Origin of the sequence: Mesorhizobium kowhaii (genome assembly GCF_042431665.1) — a bacterium.
GTDB classification, from domain to species: Bacteria; Pseudomonadota; Alphaproteobacteria; order Rhizobiales; family Rhizobiaceae; genus Mesorhizobium; species Mesorhizobium kowhaii.
This window is the reverse complement of record NZ_JBHLYT010000033.1, coordinates 176766-191461: the sequence shown is the minus strand read 5'-3', so window position 1 is coordinate 191461 and position 14696 is coordinate 176766. Positions and strand designations below refer to the sequence as shown.

Below are 14696 nucleotides of genomic sequence, written 5' to 3'. Positions count from 1 at the left end.
AACAAAGGACGAAAAAGGGTAAAGACGATGGCGAAAGCAGCGACCCCCAAGACGGCGGCCCCCAAGGCAGCAGCCGCGAAGACCGCAGCCCCCGCGAAGGCGGCCAAGGCTCCGGCAGCAGCCGCGAAGGCGGCTCCGGCCAAGACGGCGGCAGCACCGGCAAAGGCCGCCGCGGCCAGGACACCGGCAGTGGCCACCAAGGCAACCGGCGTTGTCGGCAAGGTCCGCCAGGTCATCGGCGCCGTTGTCGACGTGCAGTTCGGCGATCACCTGCCGGCGATCCTGAACGCGCTCGAGACGACCAATGTCGGCAACCGCCTGGTGCTCGAAGTTGCCCAGCATCTGGGTGAAAACACCGTGCGCTGCATCGCCATGGACTCGACCGAAGGTCTGGTGCGCGGCCAGGAAGTGCGCGACACCGGCGCGCCGATCACCGTACCGGTCGGCCCGGGCATGCTCGGCCGCATCATCAACGTCATCGGCGAGCCGGTCGACGAAGAAGGCCCGGTCGACGCAACCGAAATGCGCTCCATCCACCAGCCGGCTCCGACCTATGTCGAGCAGTCGACTGAAGCACAGATCCTGATCACCGGCATCAAGGTGCTCGACCTGCTGGCTCCCTACGCCAAGGGCGGCAAGATCGGCCTGTTTGGCGGCGCCGGCGTCGGCAAGACCGTGCTGATCCAGGAACTGATCAACAATATCGCCAAGGCGCATGGCGGCTATTCGGTGTTCGCCGGCGTCGGCGAGCGCACCCGCGAAGGCAACGATCTCTATCACGAGTTCATCGAATCCGGCGTCAACAAGAAGGGCGGCGGCGAAGGCTCCAAGGCCGCACTCGTCTACGGCCAGATGAACGAGCCGCCGGGCGCCCGCGCCCGCGTCGGCCTGACCGGCCTGACGGTTGCGGAATATTTCCGCGACCAGGGCCAGGACGTGCTGTTCTTCGTCGACAACATCTTCCGCTTCACGCAGGCGGGTTCGGAAGTGTCGGCTCTGCTCGGCCGTATCCCGTCGGCCGTCGGCTATCAGCCGACGCTCGCCACCGACATGGGTGCGCTGCAGGAACGCATCACCACCACCACCAAGGGTTCGATCACCTCGGTGCAGGCGATCTACGTGCCCGCCGACGATCTGACCGACCCGGCGCCGGCGACCTCGTTCGCCCACCTCGACGCGACCACGACGCTCAACCGCGCCATCGCCGAGAAGGGCATCTACCCGGCCGTCGATCCGCTGGATTCGACCTCGCGCATGCTCGACCCGCTGGTCGTCGGCGACGAGCACTACGGCGTCGCGCGCCAGGTGCAGTCGATCCTTCAGCGCTACAAGTCGCTGCAGGACATCATCGCCATCCTGGGCATGGACGAGCTGTCGGAAGAGGACAAGCAGACGGTGGCCCGCGCCCGCAAGATCGAGCGCTTCCTGTCGCAGCCCTTCTTCGTCGCCGAAGTGTTCACCGGCGCGCCGGGCAAGCTGGTCGACCTCGCCGACACCATCAAGGGCTTCAAGGGCCTCTGCAACGGCGACTACGACCACCTTCCGGAAGCTGCCTTCTACATGGTCGGCGGCATCGAGGAAGCGGTCGAGAAGGCACAGCGCCTGGCGGCCGAAGCGGCATAAGAAGCGAATAGCGAATAGGGAGTAGCGAATGGGGGTTTATGAGCCGGGCGCGTTTTTTCACTACTCGCTACTCACTATTCCCTATTCGCTAGATTGATCATGGCTGAAGCTTTCAAATTCGAACTGGTCTCGCCGGAGCGCCTGCTTGTTTCCGAGCAGGTCGAATCCGTCGTCATTCCCGGCGCCGAGGGCGAGATGACCGTGCTGGCGCATCACGCGCCGGTCATGACCACGATCAAGCCGGGCGTCGTCACGGTGAAGGCCGCGTCGGGTGGCGAAGAGCGCTATGTGGTGTTCGGCGGCTTCGCCGACATCGTTCCTTCCGGCTGCACGCTGCTGGCGGAATCGGCTGTCGCCGTGAAGGACGTCGACCGCGCCGATCTCGCGCGCCGCATCCAGGAAGCCAGGGAAGACGCCGCCGACGCCAAGGACGACCAGGTCCGGAGCAAGGCAGAGCAGTTCCTTAGCCAGCTCACCACGCTGGAAGGCGCCATTCTGCCGGCGTAGAATTCGCTTCAGATGACTAAGTGAAAAGCGGGGCCTTGCCTCGCTTTTTTGTTTAGATGTCCAATGCAGCGAAGGCTGCTGCTGGCCCGCCACGCTGCAGCTGTTCGAGGTGGACGATTGTCAGCTCCATCAATCTTTGGCGCTCCGGCGCGCTTTTGGCAAAGCCGGCCAGATCGAACACCGCGTTGACTGTTTCGGTGGCCGACAAGCGCCTGTCCCGAATCGTCGCCATCGATGTGTCGAGCGGATCGGTGAAATGCGCCTCGGGCAAGGATTTGCCACGCGCCTCGCAAGCGGCGATCCAGGCGGCTACCACCAACATGAGATGCGCCGGCGAGGCGCCTGAACGGAGGCGCTCGATAGCGGAGGCGACGATGCGCTGCGGCAGTTTCTGGCTGCCGTCGTTGGCTATCTGTGCCGTGCGGTGGGCAAGTGCTGTGTTTGAGAAGCGCTCTGCGAGCTCTGCCGTATAGCTCGCTGTATCCAGCCCGGCATTTTTGGGCAGCGTCGGGATGGCCTCGGCCCAGAGCGCATCGACAAAGGCTCTTATCGCCGGATCGGCGAAGGCGCGGTCGACGGTGGCGTGGCCGCTGAGCAGGCCGAGATAGGCGATGGCCGAATGCGAGCCGTTGAGCAGCCTGAGCTTCATGTCCTCGAACGGCCGGACATCGTCGACCATGGTGACGCCGAACTGTTCCCAGGCTGGCCGTCCCTGCGGAAAATTGTCTTCGATCACCCATTGGCAGAACGGCTCGGTCATGACCGGCCAGGCGTCCTCGACGCCGAGTTCGACAGCGATCCGCGCCCGGTCGGCGTCGGTGGTCGCCGGCACGATGCGGTCGACCATGCTGGAGGGAAACGCGACCTGGTCCGCGATGTGACTGGCGAGCCTGCTGTCGCGTAGCGTGGCGAATTCGATCAGCAGCCGGTGCAGCGTGGCGCCGTTGGCCGGCAGGTTGTCGCAGCACAGCACGGTGAAAGGCGGCGTGCCGGCGGCCTTTCGCCGCGCAAGCGCCTCGGTCAGGAAACCATGCGCTGTCTTCGGCGTTTGCGGATTTGCAAGATCGTGGACGATATCGGGATGAGCGGTGTCCAGACCGCCGCTGGCCGACCTTAGATAGGCCTTTTCGGTGATCGTCAGCGTCACGATGCGAGTGCGGGGATCGGTCAGCACGGTGAGCACCGCGTCCGGGTCTTCCGGGGCCACCAGCAGCGCACCGATTGAGCCGATGATGCGAAGCTTCTCCTCGCCGCTGCTCCTGATCGCCAGCGTGTAGAGCCCGTCCTGCGGCGAGAGCGCATCGCGTGTGTCGGCGCTGCGCAGCGAGACGCCGACGATACCCCAGCCGGTCTCGCCAGCCGCCAGGCAGTCGTCGACATAGGCGGCCTGATGGGCGCGATGGAAGGCGCCGACGCCGAGATGCACGATGCCCGGGACGACGCGGCTGCGATCATACGAAGGTGTCGCGACCGAAGCCGGCAATGTTTGTGCCGCCTCGCCGGAAAGGCGTTTTGTCGTCGTGGCTCGGCTGGTCTGGTCGGACGGCATGAACTCGCCTCGGGGATGGTTGGCAAGCGGCGTAACATCCGATTTCTTGCCATGCAATGGTCGGAAAGTCATCATACAACAATCTAATTTTTGTATGTTGACATTATTTCTTGCCGACCCTACCGATAGCGGCCCTGGGAGGATCGTCGTGGCACTGACCAATGCGGATTTGCTGTTTCCCGCCGAGGCGCATCCGCGCTCCATCGCCCGCGATCTCTATGCCGGCATCAAGGATTTGCCCATCGTTAGCCCGCACGGTCATACCGATCCGCGCTGGTATGCGCTGAACGAGCCGTTCCCGGATCCAGCGCAATTGCTCATCGTGCCCGACCATTACATTTTCCGCATGCTTTTCAGCCAGGGCGTTCGCCTCGAGGACCTCGGCGTGGCGACCTTGGACGGCGCACCGGTGGAGACCGACGGCAGGGCGATTTGGCGGCGCTTTGCCGAAAACTATTTCCTCTTCCGCGGCACGCCGACCCGGCTGTGGTTCGACCATGTGCTGTCGCATCTGTTTGGCATCGACGAACCGCTCAACATGGCGACCGCCGACCGTCACTACGACACCATCGCGACGGTGCTGCAATGGGAGAATTTCCGCCCGCGCGCACTGTTCGAGCGCTTCAACATCGAGGTCATCGCGACAACGGAAGGTGCGCTCGACGATCTCAAATGGCACCAGATGATCCGCGACAGCGGCTGGGAGGGCAAGGTCATCACCGCCTACCGGCCGGACGCCGTCGTCGATCCGGACTTCGAGGGTTTTTCGGCCAATCTCGACCGGCTTGGCGAGATCACCGGCTGCGACACCGGCAACTGGACCGGCTATCTCGACGCCCACCGGCAGCGGCGCGCCTTCTTCAAAAGCTTTGGCGCGACCTCGTCCGATCACGGCCATCCGACGGCGGAGACCGCCAATCTTTCGGATGCGGCGGCCGAGGAGCTGTTCAATCGTGTCCGTCGCGGCTCGGATGACGAGCGCGAGCGAAAATTGTTCCGCGCCCTGATGCTGACCGAGATGGCCAAGATGAGCCGGGATGACGGGTTGGTGCTGCAGATCCATCCCGGTTCATGGCGCAATCATTCGCCTTCTATTTTCCAGAAGTTCGGCCGCGACAAGGGCTTCGATATCCCGACCCGAACCGACTATGTGACGGCGCTGAAGCCGCTGCTCGACTGTGTCGGCCTGGAACGGGACCTGACGATCATCCTCTTCACGCTCGACGAGACCAGCTATGCGCGCGAACTGGCACCGCTAGCCGGCACCTACCCGGCGCTGAAGCTCGGGCCGGCCTGGTGGTTCCACGACAGCCCGGAAGGCATGCGGCGCTTCCGCGAGATGACCACCGAAACGGCCGGCTTCTACAACACCGTCGGCTTCAACGACGACACCCGCGCCTTTCCATCCATACCGGCGCGTCACGACGTGGCGCGGCGGGTCGACTGCGCGTTCCTGGCGCGTCTCGTCGCCGAGCATCGGCTGCGCGAGGACGAGGCGCATGAGCTGGCGCGGGAGCTTGCCTACACGCTTGCGAAGAAGGCGTACCGGCTCTGAGCCGGGCGATTCGGTTTATAAAAGGGAGGAAGTCATGTTGCATTTTTCTAAGTTGACCGCAGCCACGTTCGCCTTCGGCTCACTGCTGGTCGGCATTGCCAATGCCGACACCGTGCTGCGCTCGGCTGACACGCACCCGGACGGCTATCCGACGGTCGAGGCGGTCAAATACATGGGCGACCTGATCAAGCAGCGCACCAATGGCCGCTATTCGGTCGAGGTCTATCATTCGGCGCAGCTCGGCGAGGAGAAGGACACGATCGAGCAGACGCAGACCGGCGTCATCGACCTCAACCGTGTCTCGATGGGGCCGTTCAACGGCATCGTGCCTGAAACCGCGGTGCCATCGCTGCCCTACATGTTCCGTTCTGTCGAGCAGATGCGCCACGTGATGGACGGACCGATCGGCGACGACATCCTGAAAGCCTTCGAGGCGCATGACCTCGTCGGCCTCGCCTTCTACGATTCCGGGGCGCGCTCCTTCTACAACACCAAGAAGGACATCACCTCGATCGCCGACCTGAAGGGCATGAAGTTCCGCGTCATCCAGTCGGACGTGTTCGTCGACATGGTCAATGCGCTGGGCGCCAACGCCACGCCGATGGCCTATGGCGAGGTCTATTCGGCACTCGAGACCGGCGTCATCGACGGCGCCGAGAACAACTGGCCGAGCTTCGAATCCGCCAAGCACTATGAGGTCGCCAAGCACTACACCACCGACCAACACCAGATCGTTCCGGAAGTGCTGGTGATGTCGAAGGCGAGCTGGGACAAGCTTACGCCGGAAGACCAGGCGATCGTCCGGCAAGCGGCCAAGGACAGCGTCGTCAAGATGCGCGAACTGTGGGACGCGCAGGAGAAGAAGTCGCGCGATCTCGTCGAGAAGGCCGGCGTCAAGGTCAGCGAGATCGACAAGCAGCCGCTGATCGATGCCATGAAGCCGGTCTATGACAAGTATCTGTCGACACCCGAGCTGAAGGACCTCGCCGCCCGAATCCAGGCAACCAAGTAGGCCGGTTGCGGGGTCGGGCTCTGCGCCCCGCCCCGCGCCGTTCCTAGCAAGCATCGGGAGGACCGGATGGCGACAGGATCGGTAAAAAGCGAGACGCAGCCGATGGCGCGCGTCAGCGCCGTTCTTTCCAGGATTTGCGACGGCGCGCTGTATCTGGCGGGCATCGGCATGGTCGCGATGACCGCGCTCGTCGCCTACCAGGTGTTTTCCCGCTTCGTGCTCAATTCGTCACCGAGCTGGACCGAAACCAGCGCCATCATGCTGATGAACTGGTTCATCTTCCTCGGTGCGGCGGTCGGCGTGCGCGAGAACTACCATATGGGGTTCGACGTGCTGCTCTATGTCCTGCCGAAGGGCAGCAAAGGCGCGCTGCGCATGCTTTCCGACCTGATCGCGCTCGGCTTCGGCTTCGGCATGGTCTGGTACGGCTGCAAGCTGGTCGGCCTGACCTGGCACACCATCATTCCGGCGCTCGAACTGCCCGGTGGCTTCGACTATCTGCCACTGGTCGCCGGCGGCGTGCTGATCTGCCTGTTCTCGGCGGAGCGCATTGCACAGCGCTGGTCAGGCTTGGATATCGACAAGGATATCAATCTCGAAGACGTGCCGGAAATGCCGGCGGTTCAGGAGGCCTAGATGGAACTCTGGATCCTGTTCGGCGTCTTCACGCTGCTGATGTTTGCCGGCACGCCGATCGCATTCTGCCTCGGTGCCGCATCCTTCGGCACGGTGCTCTATCTCGGCCTGCCGCCGCTGGTGGTGTTCCAGCAGTTGAAGTCGGGCATGTCAGCGTTTTCGCTGATGGCGATCCCGTTCTTCATCTTCGCCGGCGATTTGATGGTGCGCGGCGGCATCGCGCAACGCATCGTTTCCTTTGCCGGCTCACTGGTCGGCCATGTCCGGGGCGGGCTCGGCCAGGTCAACATCATCGCCGCCACGCTGTTCGGCGGCATTTCCGGCTCGGCGGTGGCGGAAGCGGCGGCCGTCGGCGGGCTGATGATTCCGCAAATGAAGGCACGCGGCTATGGTGCGGACTACGCCGTCAACGTCACCTCGATGGCGGCGTTGATCGCGCTTCTGTTGCCGCCGTCGCAGAACATGATCATCTATTCGATCGCCGGCGGCGGCAAGATCTCGATCGCCGACCTGTTCACCGCCGGCATCCTGCCCGGCCTTTTGTTCGCCGCCTCACTGATGGTCACCGCCTATTTCGTCGCCCGCAGCCGCGGCTATCCGGTCGAGCAGTTCCCCGGCTTCGCGCGCGTCGGCCAGCTGGCGGTCATCGCCGTTCCCGGACTTCTTTTGATCGGCATCATCTTCGGCGGTGTCCGCTCGGGCATTTTCACGGCGACGGAAAGCTCCTGCATCGCCATCCTTTACGCCTTGCTGGTCACCGTCTTCGTTTATCGCTCGATGGCCTGGGGCGATTTCGTCCATGCCACCAAGGGCGCCGTGCGCACGACGTCGATGGTGCTGCTCATCATCGGCACGGCGGCCTCCTTCAGCTGGCTGATGGCCTATCTCAAGGTGCCGGTGCTGCTGATCGCCGGCATGAACGCCATCTCCACCGACCCGCTGGTCGTGCTCTTGCTGCTCAACGTTCTGATGCTGCTGCTCGGCACCTTCATGGACATGGGGCCGATGATCATCATCTGCACGCCGATCTTCCTGCCGCTGGTCACGCATTATGGCGTTGACCCCGTGCATTTCGGCGTCATCACCATCCTCAACCTCGGCATCGGGCTGAACACGCCGCCGGTCGGCACGGTGCAGTTCGTCGCTTGCGCGGTCGGCAAGATCACGGTGTGGGAAGCGATGCGCTCGATCTGGCCGTTCTACGGCGCGAGCCTCGTGGTTCTCGGGCTTGTGACCTATATTCCGGCCATCTCGCTCTGGTTGCCGAGCGTGTTCAAATAGGGGGCGATATGGCATCGGATACCGCAACCGACCTCAGGGTCGAGAGAAAACCAAAACTGTCGGAGACCGTCGTCGCGGCGATCCGCAAGCAGCTTCAGGCGGGCGAGATCCTGCCCGGCCACAAACTGCCAACCGAAGGCCAGTTGACCGAGACCTTCGGCGTCAGCCGCACCGTCATCCGCGAGGCTTTGGCCAAGCTTGCCGCCGACGGCCTGGTCGAGCCGCGCCAGGGTGCCGGCGTCTTCGTCACCGAGCGCATCTCGACGATGTTCGGCGCACTTGCCGCCGACATGGGCAGCAAGGATTCGATCGCGCTCAACGTGCTCGAAGTACGGCTGGCAATCGAGATCGAATCGGCCGGGCTCGCCGCCATCCGCCGCAACGCCGCGCAGGAGGCGGCGATCCAGGAAGCCTTCTTCGAATTCGAACGGCTGCTGCTCGCCTCAGAGCCGACCGGTCCTGCCGATCTCGCCTTCCATCGCGCCATCGCCAGCGCCACCAACAATCCCTTCTATGTCGAGATGCTCGACGTGCTCGGCCGGCGCGCCATTCCATGCGACGTGACCTCGCCCTGGTCGACCGAGCTGGTGCAATCCGACAGCTACCAGCGCGGGCTGCAGCGCGAGCATCTGGTGATCCTCAACGCGATTACATCAGGCGATGCCGAAGCCGCGCGCGAGGCGATGCGCGCGCATCTCACCGCCAGCCAGCAGCGCTATCGCGAGCGCCTGCATGCAAGGCAGGTTTTTTATGCCAGTTCGGTCAAGGCCGCTGGCGGCGAATGACCCATCTCAAGTCAGGACAGCAATGAGCCAGAGCCATACCGACTACACATCGCGCTTTGCCATCGACCCGGTCGCCGCCGCAGCGATGGGAACCGACGAACTGCGCCACAATTTCCACATCGAAGACCTGTTCCAGCCCGGCCGTATCAGCCTGACCTACACCCACTACGATCGCATGATCGTCGGCGGCGCCCTGCCGAATGCCGCGCCACTTCAGCTGGAGGCGATCAAGCCGACCGGGACCAAGGATTTTCTCGACCGCCGCGAGCTGATCGCCGTCAACATCGGTGGCGCCGGTGTCATCGAGGCCGGCGGCCAGTCCTTCAAATTGCAGGCGCGCGACATGCTCTATCTCGGCATGGGCAGCAAGGACGTGTCGTTCGCCTCGGCGGACAAAGCCGTGCCGGCCAAATTCTACCTGCTCAGCGCGCCGGCGCATCAGGCCTGGCCCAGCCGGCTGATCCGCATCGGCGACGCCAAGCGTCTCGATCTCGGCAGCAAGGATAGCTGCAACGAGCGCTCGATCTTCCAGTTCATCCACGCCGAGGGCGCAAAAACCTGCCAGCTGGTGGTCGGCATGACGCAGCTGGCGCCGGGCTCGGTGTGGAACACCATGCCGTGCCATGTGCATGACCGGCGCATGGAGGCCTATCTCTATTTCGACTTGGCCGAAACGGCGCGTGTCTTCCACTTCATGGGCGAGCCGGACGAAACGCGCCATATCGTCATGGGCAATGAGGAAGCGGTGCTGTCGCCGGGCTGGTCGATCCATTCGGGCGCCGGCACCTCGAACTACGCCTTCATCTGGGCGATGGCCGGCGACAATGTCGACTACACCGATGTCGACCCGGTGAAACTGGACGAATTGCGGTGAGCGACCTTTCCGCCTTCAGCCTGGCCGGCAAACGCATTCTCGTCACCGGCGCCAACACTGGCATCGGCCAGGGCATTGCCGTCTCGATCGCTCGTGCTGGCGGCGTGGTGATCGGCGTCGGCCGTTCGTCGATGGACGATACGGCAAGCAAGGTCGCCGCCTTCGGCGGGCAATTCGAGGCGGTGAGCGCCGACCTTGCCGACACGGCATCCGCCGGCCCGATGCTGGACCGGGTCTGGGACGAAAGCGGCCCGCTCGACGGGCTGGTCAACAATGCCGGCATCATCCGGCGCGCCGATGCCGTCGATCTCAGCGAGACCGACTGGGACGACGTCATCGACGTCAATCTGAAGACGGTCTTCCTGCTCTGCCAATCCTTCGCCAGACGCGCGCTTGCCGGTGGACGCCAGGGCAAGATCGTCAACATCGCCTCGGTGCTGAGTTTCCAGGGCGGCATCCGCGTTGCGTCCTACACCGCCTCGAAACATGGCGTGCTCGGCATCACCCGGCTGCTCGCCTGCGAATGGGCGGCAAAGGGCATCAACGTCAACGCCATCGCGCCCGGCTATATCGAGACCAACAACACGCAGGCGCTGCGTGCCGATCCCGACCGCAGTGCCGCCATCCTGGGGCGTATCCCGGCCGGCCGCTGGGGCGAGCCGGGGGACATTGGCGACGCCGCCGTCTTCCTGCTGGCGCCGGCGTCGAACTACATGCATGGCGCTGTGGTGCCGGTGGATGGCGGCTGGCTGGCACGATGAGGGAGGTGACGATGGCTGAGCCGAAGATTTTCGCACATGCCGGCGAAAGCGCCTGGACGGCGACGCCGGATGGCAACAGGCGGCGCGTTCTCCTGCACACCGATGAATTGATGATGGTCGAATTCGGCTTCGACAAGGGTGGCGTCGGCGCCCTGCATTCGCACCCGCATGTCCAGGCGAGCTATGTCGCGGAGGGCCGCTTCGAGGTGACCATCGACGGGCGGACCGAAATCCTCGCGGCCGGCGGCAGCTTCATCGTGCCGTCCAATCTGGTGCACGGCGTCAAGGCACTGGAAGCGGGGCGGCTGGTCGACAGCTTTACGCCGCACCGGGCCGATTTCTTGCCTAGTCCAGACTAGCCAAGGCTGGGAGATCGAGCGCGGGCGAATGACCCGCGCCCCGAAGAGGCGCGGGTTGTTGCCTGGGCGCTTGTGGCGCCGCGGTACTCAAGACATGACCGCAGGATGTGAAGCCTGCCGCATCATGGTGAAGATAGGCTTAACGCGCTGTACAACCGATGGCTGTCGTCTGTCAGGTGATGTGCCGGAGCAGGCTGAAAAGCCGCTCGAACGTCTTGCCGTAGGGCGGACGCAGCAAGCCTCCCGCGCTTAGCCGCGACTGCAGGAAAACCGGCTTCTCCTTGCTGAAGGTGCGGAAACCCCATTCGCCGTGATAGGCGCCCATGCCGCTGGCGCCGACGCCGCCGAAGGGCTGGTTCTCCTGCACCAGATGCAGCATGCAGTCGTTGATGGTGACGCCGCCGGCGACGGTCTCGTGCAGGATGCGTTGACGGTTGCCGCCGTCGCGCCCGAACCAGTAGAGCGCCAGCGGCCGGTCCGCGCGGTTCACATGGTCGATGGCCTCGTCGACTGTGGCGTATTCGACGATCGGCAGCACCGGGCCAAAAATCTCTTCACGCATCAGCCGTAGGTTCGGGCCAGCATTGCGGACCAGGGTCGGTAGCAACTTGCGGCTGGCCGAGCCCAACTCCTCGCCGGCCGGGTTGATTTCGACGACATCGGCGCCGGCATCGCGGGCTTCCGTGATCATGTCGCGCAGGCGCTGGTGATGCCGCTCGCTGATGATGGCGGTATAGTCGGGATTGTCGCGCAAGGTCGGGTAGAGCCGCGCTATCGCGGTCGCGAGCTTTGTGGCGACCGCCCCGGCCTGCCCCTTCGGCACCAGCAGATAATCCGGCGCGATGCAGGTCTGCCCCGGCATTCAACAGCTTGCCATAGGCGATGCTGGCTGCTGCCGCATCGAAGTCGCAGGATGGATCGAGGATTGCCGGCGACTTGCCGCCGAGTTCGAGCGTGACCGGGGTCAAGTTGGCGGCAGCCGCGATCGCGACCTGGCGGCCGACCGCGGTCGAGCCGGTGAACAGCAGGTGATCGAAAGGCATCGAAACGAAGGCCTTTCCCATCTCCGCATCGCCGGTGATGACGCTGAGTTCGTCCGCTGCGAAATGCTCGTCGGCCAGTTGCACCAGCAACGCCGAAAAAGCCGGCGTCAGTTCGGACGGCTTGACGAGCACGCGATTGCCGGCGGCAAGGGCCGCGGTTACCGGCCCGACAGCGAGCTGGAAGGGATAGTTCCATGGCGACACGATCCCGACGACACCGAGCGGCTGCGCGACGAGGCGATTTCTGCCGGGCAGGAACGGCATGGTGGTGGCAACGCGACGTTCGCGCATCCAGCTCCTGAGATGGGACAGCGCGTGGCGGATGCCGGCGCGGACGACAAACAGTTCCGCAAGGCGCGTCTCATGCGCAGAGCGGCCGCCAAAGTCGGTGTCGATCGCCGTGCAAATATCTGCCTCATGCCGCTCGGTCAGTGCCAGCAGGCGTTTCAGGCGATCCTTTCGAACGCCAATGTCCGGGAAAGGCTGCGCCTCGAAGGCGGCACGCTGCAATTGAAACCGCTCGCAGAGAGCATCCTGTCTGGTGTGCAGCATCGCGCCCTCCCTGGCCATGTCGGGACAAGCTTACATCGCAGCGGCTGGAGGAATCCAGCGAGGTGCAGGTGTCGCAGGGGAAGGGACAGCCTCCGGCTGCGTTCGCGGTGCGAGCGGCCTGTTCCTGTTGTGGTCCGATGACGGCTGCGCTAAGGCAAGGTGCCCATGCGGAGAGTCGTTTTGATCGGTTTCCACATCCTCTCCAATCCACCAAAAATCAACTCAGGCCCGGTGTCCGACTGATGCAGGCGCAGGCAGCGAGCATTCGCGCCGAAGATCCCAAGCGACGCGTCCTGAAGGACGTGTTCGGCTTTGACGATTTTCGTCCCGGCCAGGCCGATGTCATGGATGCGCTGCTGGCCGGGCGTCATGTTCTGGCTGTCATGCCGACAGGTGCGGGCAAGTCACTTTGCTACCAGGTTCCGGCGCTGGTTCTGGGCGGGCTGACCATTGTCGTTTCGCCGCTGGTCGCGCTGATGCAGGATCAGGTCGCCGCCTTGCGCCTTGCCGGCGTCGCCGCCGATACGATCAATTCCTCGATCGACCGCGAGGCCAATGTCGCCGCCTGGCGCCGCGTTGCGGCGGGCCAGACGCGCCTGCTCTATCTTGCGCCGGAGCGGCTGATGACCGAGCGGATGCTCGACGCGCTGGCCAGGCTCGACGTCAGCCTGATTGCTGTCGACGAGGCGCATTGCATCTCGCAATGGGGACCGGCGTTCCGGCGCGAGTATGAAGATCTGTCGCGGCTGCGCGGCATCTTCCCCAACGTGCCGATCATCGCGCTGACGGCGACGGCGGACGAGAGCACGCGCACCGACATCGAGGCGCGGCTGTTTGCCGAGCGCGTCGAAACCCTGGTGCTGGGCTTCGATCGGCCGAACATCAAGCTTGGCATCGAGGCCAAGCAGGACAGCAAGCGGCAGTTGCTGAGCTTCGTCGAGCGTCACCCCGGCCGCAGCGGCATCGTCTACTGCCTGTCGCGCAAGAAGACAGAAGAGATGGCGGCCTTCCTCGAGAAGAACGGCGTCACCGCGCTCGCCTACCATGCCGGCATGAGCAAGGACGCGCGTGATGCGAATCAAAACGCTTTCATGACCCTATCCGGCGTGGTCATGGTGGCGACCATCGCCTTCGGCATGGGCATCGACAAGCCTGATGTCGCCTATGTCTTCCACACCGATATGCCGGGCAGCCTGGAGGCCTACTATCAGGAGATCGGCCGCGCCGGCCGCGACGGGCGGGAGGCGGAGGCGCATATGCTGTTTGGCCTTGGCGATATCCGCATGCGGCGGCTGTTCATCGACGACGAGGATGCGCCGCCGGAGCACAAAAGGCGCTCGCATGGCCGGCTCGACACGCTGATCGGCTATTGCGAAACGGCGCAGTGCCGCCGCCAGGTGCTGCTTGGCTATTTCGGCGAGGAAGCCTCGCCTTGCGGCAATTGCGACACCAGGCGCCGCGCGCCGATGGCGGGGCGGAGGCGCGGATCATCCTGGCGGCGATGGCGCAGAGCGGAGAACGCTTCGGTGCCGGCCATGTCATCGACATTCTGCTCGGCCATGAAACCGAGAAGATCCTCGCCAGGAACCACCAGAGGCTCGCCAGCTTCGGCAGCGGACTGGCGCACAAGAAGGATTTCTGGCTGTCGCTGATCCGGCAGCTCGTCGCGGGCGGTTTCCTGGCACCGGATCCGGGCGGCCATGGCGGCCTCGCCATCGCCGAAAAGGGCCATGCGCTTGGCCGTGGCGAGATGCCGTTCCACTACCGCGTCGAGGTGCGCAGCCGCGCCTTGCGCGGCAAGATGCGTTCCGCCCAGGCCGCGGACATGGAAGGCGTGGATGCCTCGCTGCTGGCAGCGCTCAAGGCGCTGCGGCTGCGGCTTGCCAAGGAGCGCCAGGTGCCGGCCTATGTGGTGTTCTCCGATCGCACGCTGATCGACATGGCCGAGCGCTGCCCGCGCGATCTCGATGCCTTCGCCGAAGTGAATGGCGTGGGTGCCGCCAAGCTCAAGGAATTCGGCCAGGTTTTTCTGAGCGCGATTGCAGGGCATCAATCGGATGGCTCGGCCTGAAGGCAAGAGCCGTCAAAACCAGCGCATGACCCCGAAAATCGGAATCGATTTTGCTGGGTGTGGTCGCCTTGATCGTCAGTTTTTTGCG

General features: G+C 64.3%; 11 protein-coding genes and 2 pseudogenes. 11 read left to right on the top strand and 2 right to left on the bottom strand.

Features of this window, described 5'->3' with window-relative positions; all coding sequences use genetic code 11:
* The first annotated feature begins 27 nt into the window (after positions 1-27).
* Both atpD and ACFFNA_RS20430 read left to right on the top strand, forming a co-directional pair.
* Positions 28-1623 carry a F0F1 ATP synthase subunit beta gene (gene atpD, locus ACFFNA_RS20435; RefSeq protein ID WP_167458789.1) on the top strand — a complete coding sequence of 532 codons (1596 nt, stop codon included), beginning with the start codon at positions 28-30 and terminating at the stop codon, positions 1621-1623.
* A gap of 99 nt (positions 1624-1722) precedes the next feature.
* Positions 1723-2130, top strand: coding sequence for a F0F1 ATP synthase subunit epsilon (locus tag ACFFNA_RS20430; protein ID WP_111548393.1), 408 nt, complete (start codon positions 1723-1725; stop codon positions 2128-2130).
* 52 nt (positions 2131-2182) lie between these two features.
* Here ACFFNA_RS20430 and ACFFNA_RS20425 read toward each other — a convergent pair whose 3' ends face one another.
* A complete protein-coding gene (locus ACFFNA_RS20425) occupies positions 2183-3679 on the bottom strand; it encodes a mannitol dehydrogenase family protein (protein ID WP_378921090.1) in 1497 nt (498 codons plus the stop codon).
* A gap of 94 nt (positions 3680-3773) precedes the next feature.
* Here ACFFNA_RS20425 and uxaC point away from each other — a divergent pair, with 94 nt between their 5' ends.
* From uxaC to ACFFNA_RS20385, 8 genes are all read left to right on the top strand, one after another.
* The gene (gene uxaC, locus ACFFNA_RS20420; protein WP_378921088.1) at positions 3774-5234 is read left to right on the top strand and encodes a glucuronate isomerase; all 1461 of its coding nucleotides are present in this window, start codon (positions 3774-3776) and stop codon (positions 5232-5234) included.
* Between the two features lie 34 nt (positions 5235-5268).
* Positions 5269-6246 (top strand): TRAP transporter substrate-binding protein, encoded by a 978-nt coding sequence (locus tag ACFFNA_RS20415; protein ID WP_378921086.1) that lies wholly within the window; start codon positions 5269-5271, stop codon positions 6244-6246.
* A 66-nt stretch (positions 6247-6312) separates the two neighbouring features.
* Positions 6313-6882, top strand: a complete 570-nt coding sequence (locus ACFFNA_RS20410) for a TRAP transporter small permease (protein WP_167458787.1) — start codon at positions 6313-6315, stop codon at positions 6880-6882.
* Entirely contained in the window at positions 6883-8163 is a 1281-nt protein-coding gene (locus tag ACFFNA_RS20405) for a TRAP transporter large permease (protein ID WP_111548390.1), read from the top strand. It abuts the gene before it with no gap.
* Positions 8164-8171: 8 nt separating this feature from the next.
* Positions 8172-8948 carry a FadR/GntR family transcriptional regulator gene (locus ACFFNA_RS20400; RefSeq protein ID WP_378921083.1) on the top strand — a complete coding sequence of 259 codons (777 nt, stop codon included), beginning with the start codon at positions 8172-8174 and terminating at the stop codon, positions 8946-8948.
* A 22-nt stretch (positions 8949-8970) separates the two neighbouring features.
* Positions 8971-9822, top strand: coding sequence for a 5-dehydro-4-deoxy-D-glucuronate isomerase (kduI, locus tag ACFFNA_RS20395; RefSeq protein ID WP_378921081.1), 852 nt, complete (start codon positions 8971-8973; stop codon positions 9820-9822).
* A complete protein-coding gene (kduD, locus tag ACFFNA_RS20390; RefSeq protein WP_111548387.1) occupies positions 9819-10583 on the top strand; it encodes a 2-dehydro-3-deoxy-D-gluconate 5-dehydrogenase KduD in 765 nt (254 codons plus the stop codon). The genes kduI and kduD overlap by 4 nt, the downstream gene beginning before the upstream one ends.
* An 11-nt stretch (positions 10584-10594) precedes the next feature.
* Positions 10595-10942 carry a cupin domain-containing protein gene (locus tag ACFFNA_RS20385; protein WP_378921079.1) on the top strand — a complete coding sequence of 116 codons (348 nt, stop codon included), beginning with the start codon at positions 10595-10597 and terminating at the stop codon, positions 10940-10942.
* 172 nt (positions 10943-11114) lie between these two features.
* On the opposite strand, the pseudogene ACFFNA_RS20380 reads toward ACFFNA_RS20385, so the two are convergent.
* Positions 11115-12537: pseudogene (locus ACFFNA_RS20380) on the bottom strand (coniferyl aldehyde dehydrogenase).
* Between the two features lie 242 nt (positions 12538-12779).
* On the opposite strand from ACFFNA_RS20380, the pseudogene recQ reads away from it, so the two are divergent.
* Positions 12780-14608, top strand: a pseudogene (gene recQ, locus ACFFNA_RS20375) (DNA helicase RecQ).
* Positions 14609-14696 lie beyond the last annotated feature (88 nt).

Coding starts and splice junctions, on each gene's coding strand:
- ACFFNA_RS20430 (WP_111548393.1), top strand. CDS start 1,723: ATGGCTGAAGCTTTCAAATTCGAACTGGTCTCGCCGGAGCGCCTGCTT.
- ACFFNA_RS20410 (WP_167458787.1), top strand. CDS start 6,313: ATGGCGACAGGATCGGTAAAAAGCGAGACGCAGCCGATGGCGCGCGTC.
- ACFFNA_RS20415 (WP_378921086.1), top strand. CDS start 5,269: ATGTTGCATTTTTCTAAGTTGACCGCAGCCACGTTCGCCTTCGGCTCA.
- uxaC (WP_378921088.1), top strand. CDS start 3,774: ATGTTGACATTATTTCTTGCCGACCCTACCGATAGCGGCCCTGGGAGG.
- ACFFNA_RS20385 (WP_378921079.1), top strand. CDS start 10,595: ATGGCTGAGCCGAAGATTTTCGCACATGCCGGCGAAAGCGCCTGGACG.
- ACFFNA_RS20400 (WP_378921083.1), top strand. CDS start 8,172: ATGGCATCGGATACCGCAACCGACCTCAGGGTCGAGAGAAAACCAAAA.
- kduI (WP_378921081.1), top strand. CDS start 8,971: ATGAGCCAGAGCCATACCGACTACACATCGCGCTTTGCCATCGACCCG.
- atpD (WP_167458789.1), top strand. CDS start 28: ATGGCGAAAGCAGCGACCCCCAAGACGGCGGCCCCCAAGGCAGCAGCC.
- ACFFNA_RS20425 (WP_378921090.1), bottom strand. CDS start 3,679: ATGCCGTCCGACCAGACCAGCCGAGCCACGACGACAAAACGCCTTTCC.
- ACFFNA_RS20405 (WP_111548390.1), top strand. CDS start 6,883: ATGGAACTCTGGATCCTGTTCGGCGTCTTCACGCTGCTGATGTTTGCC.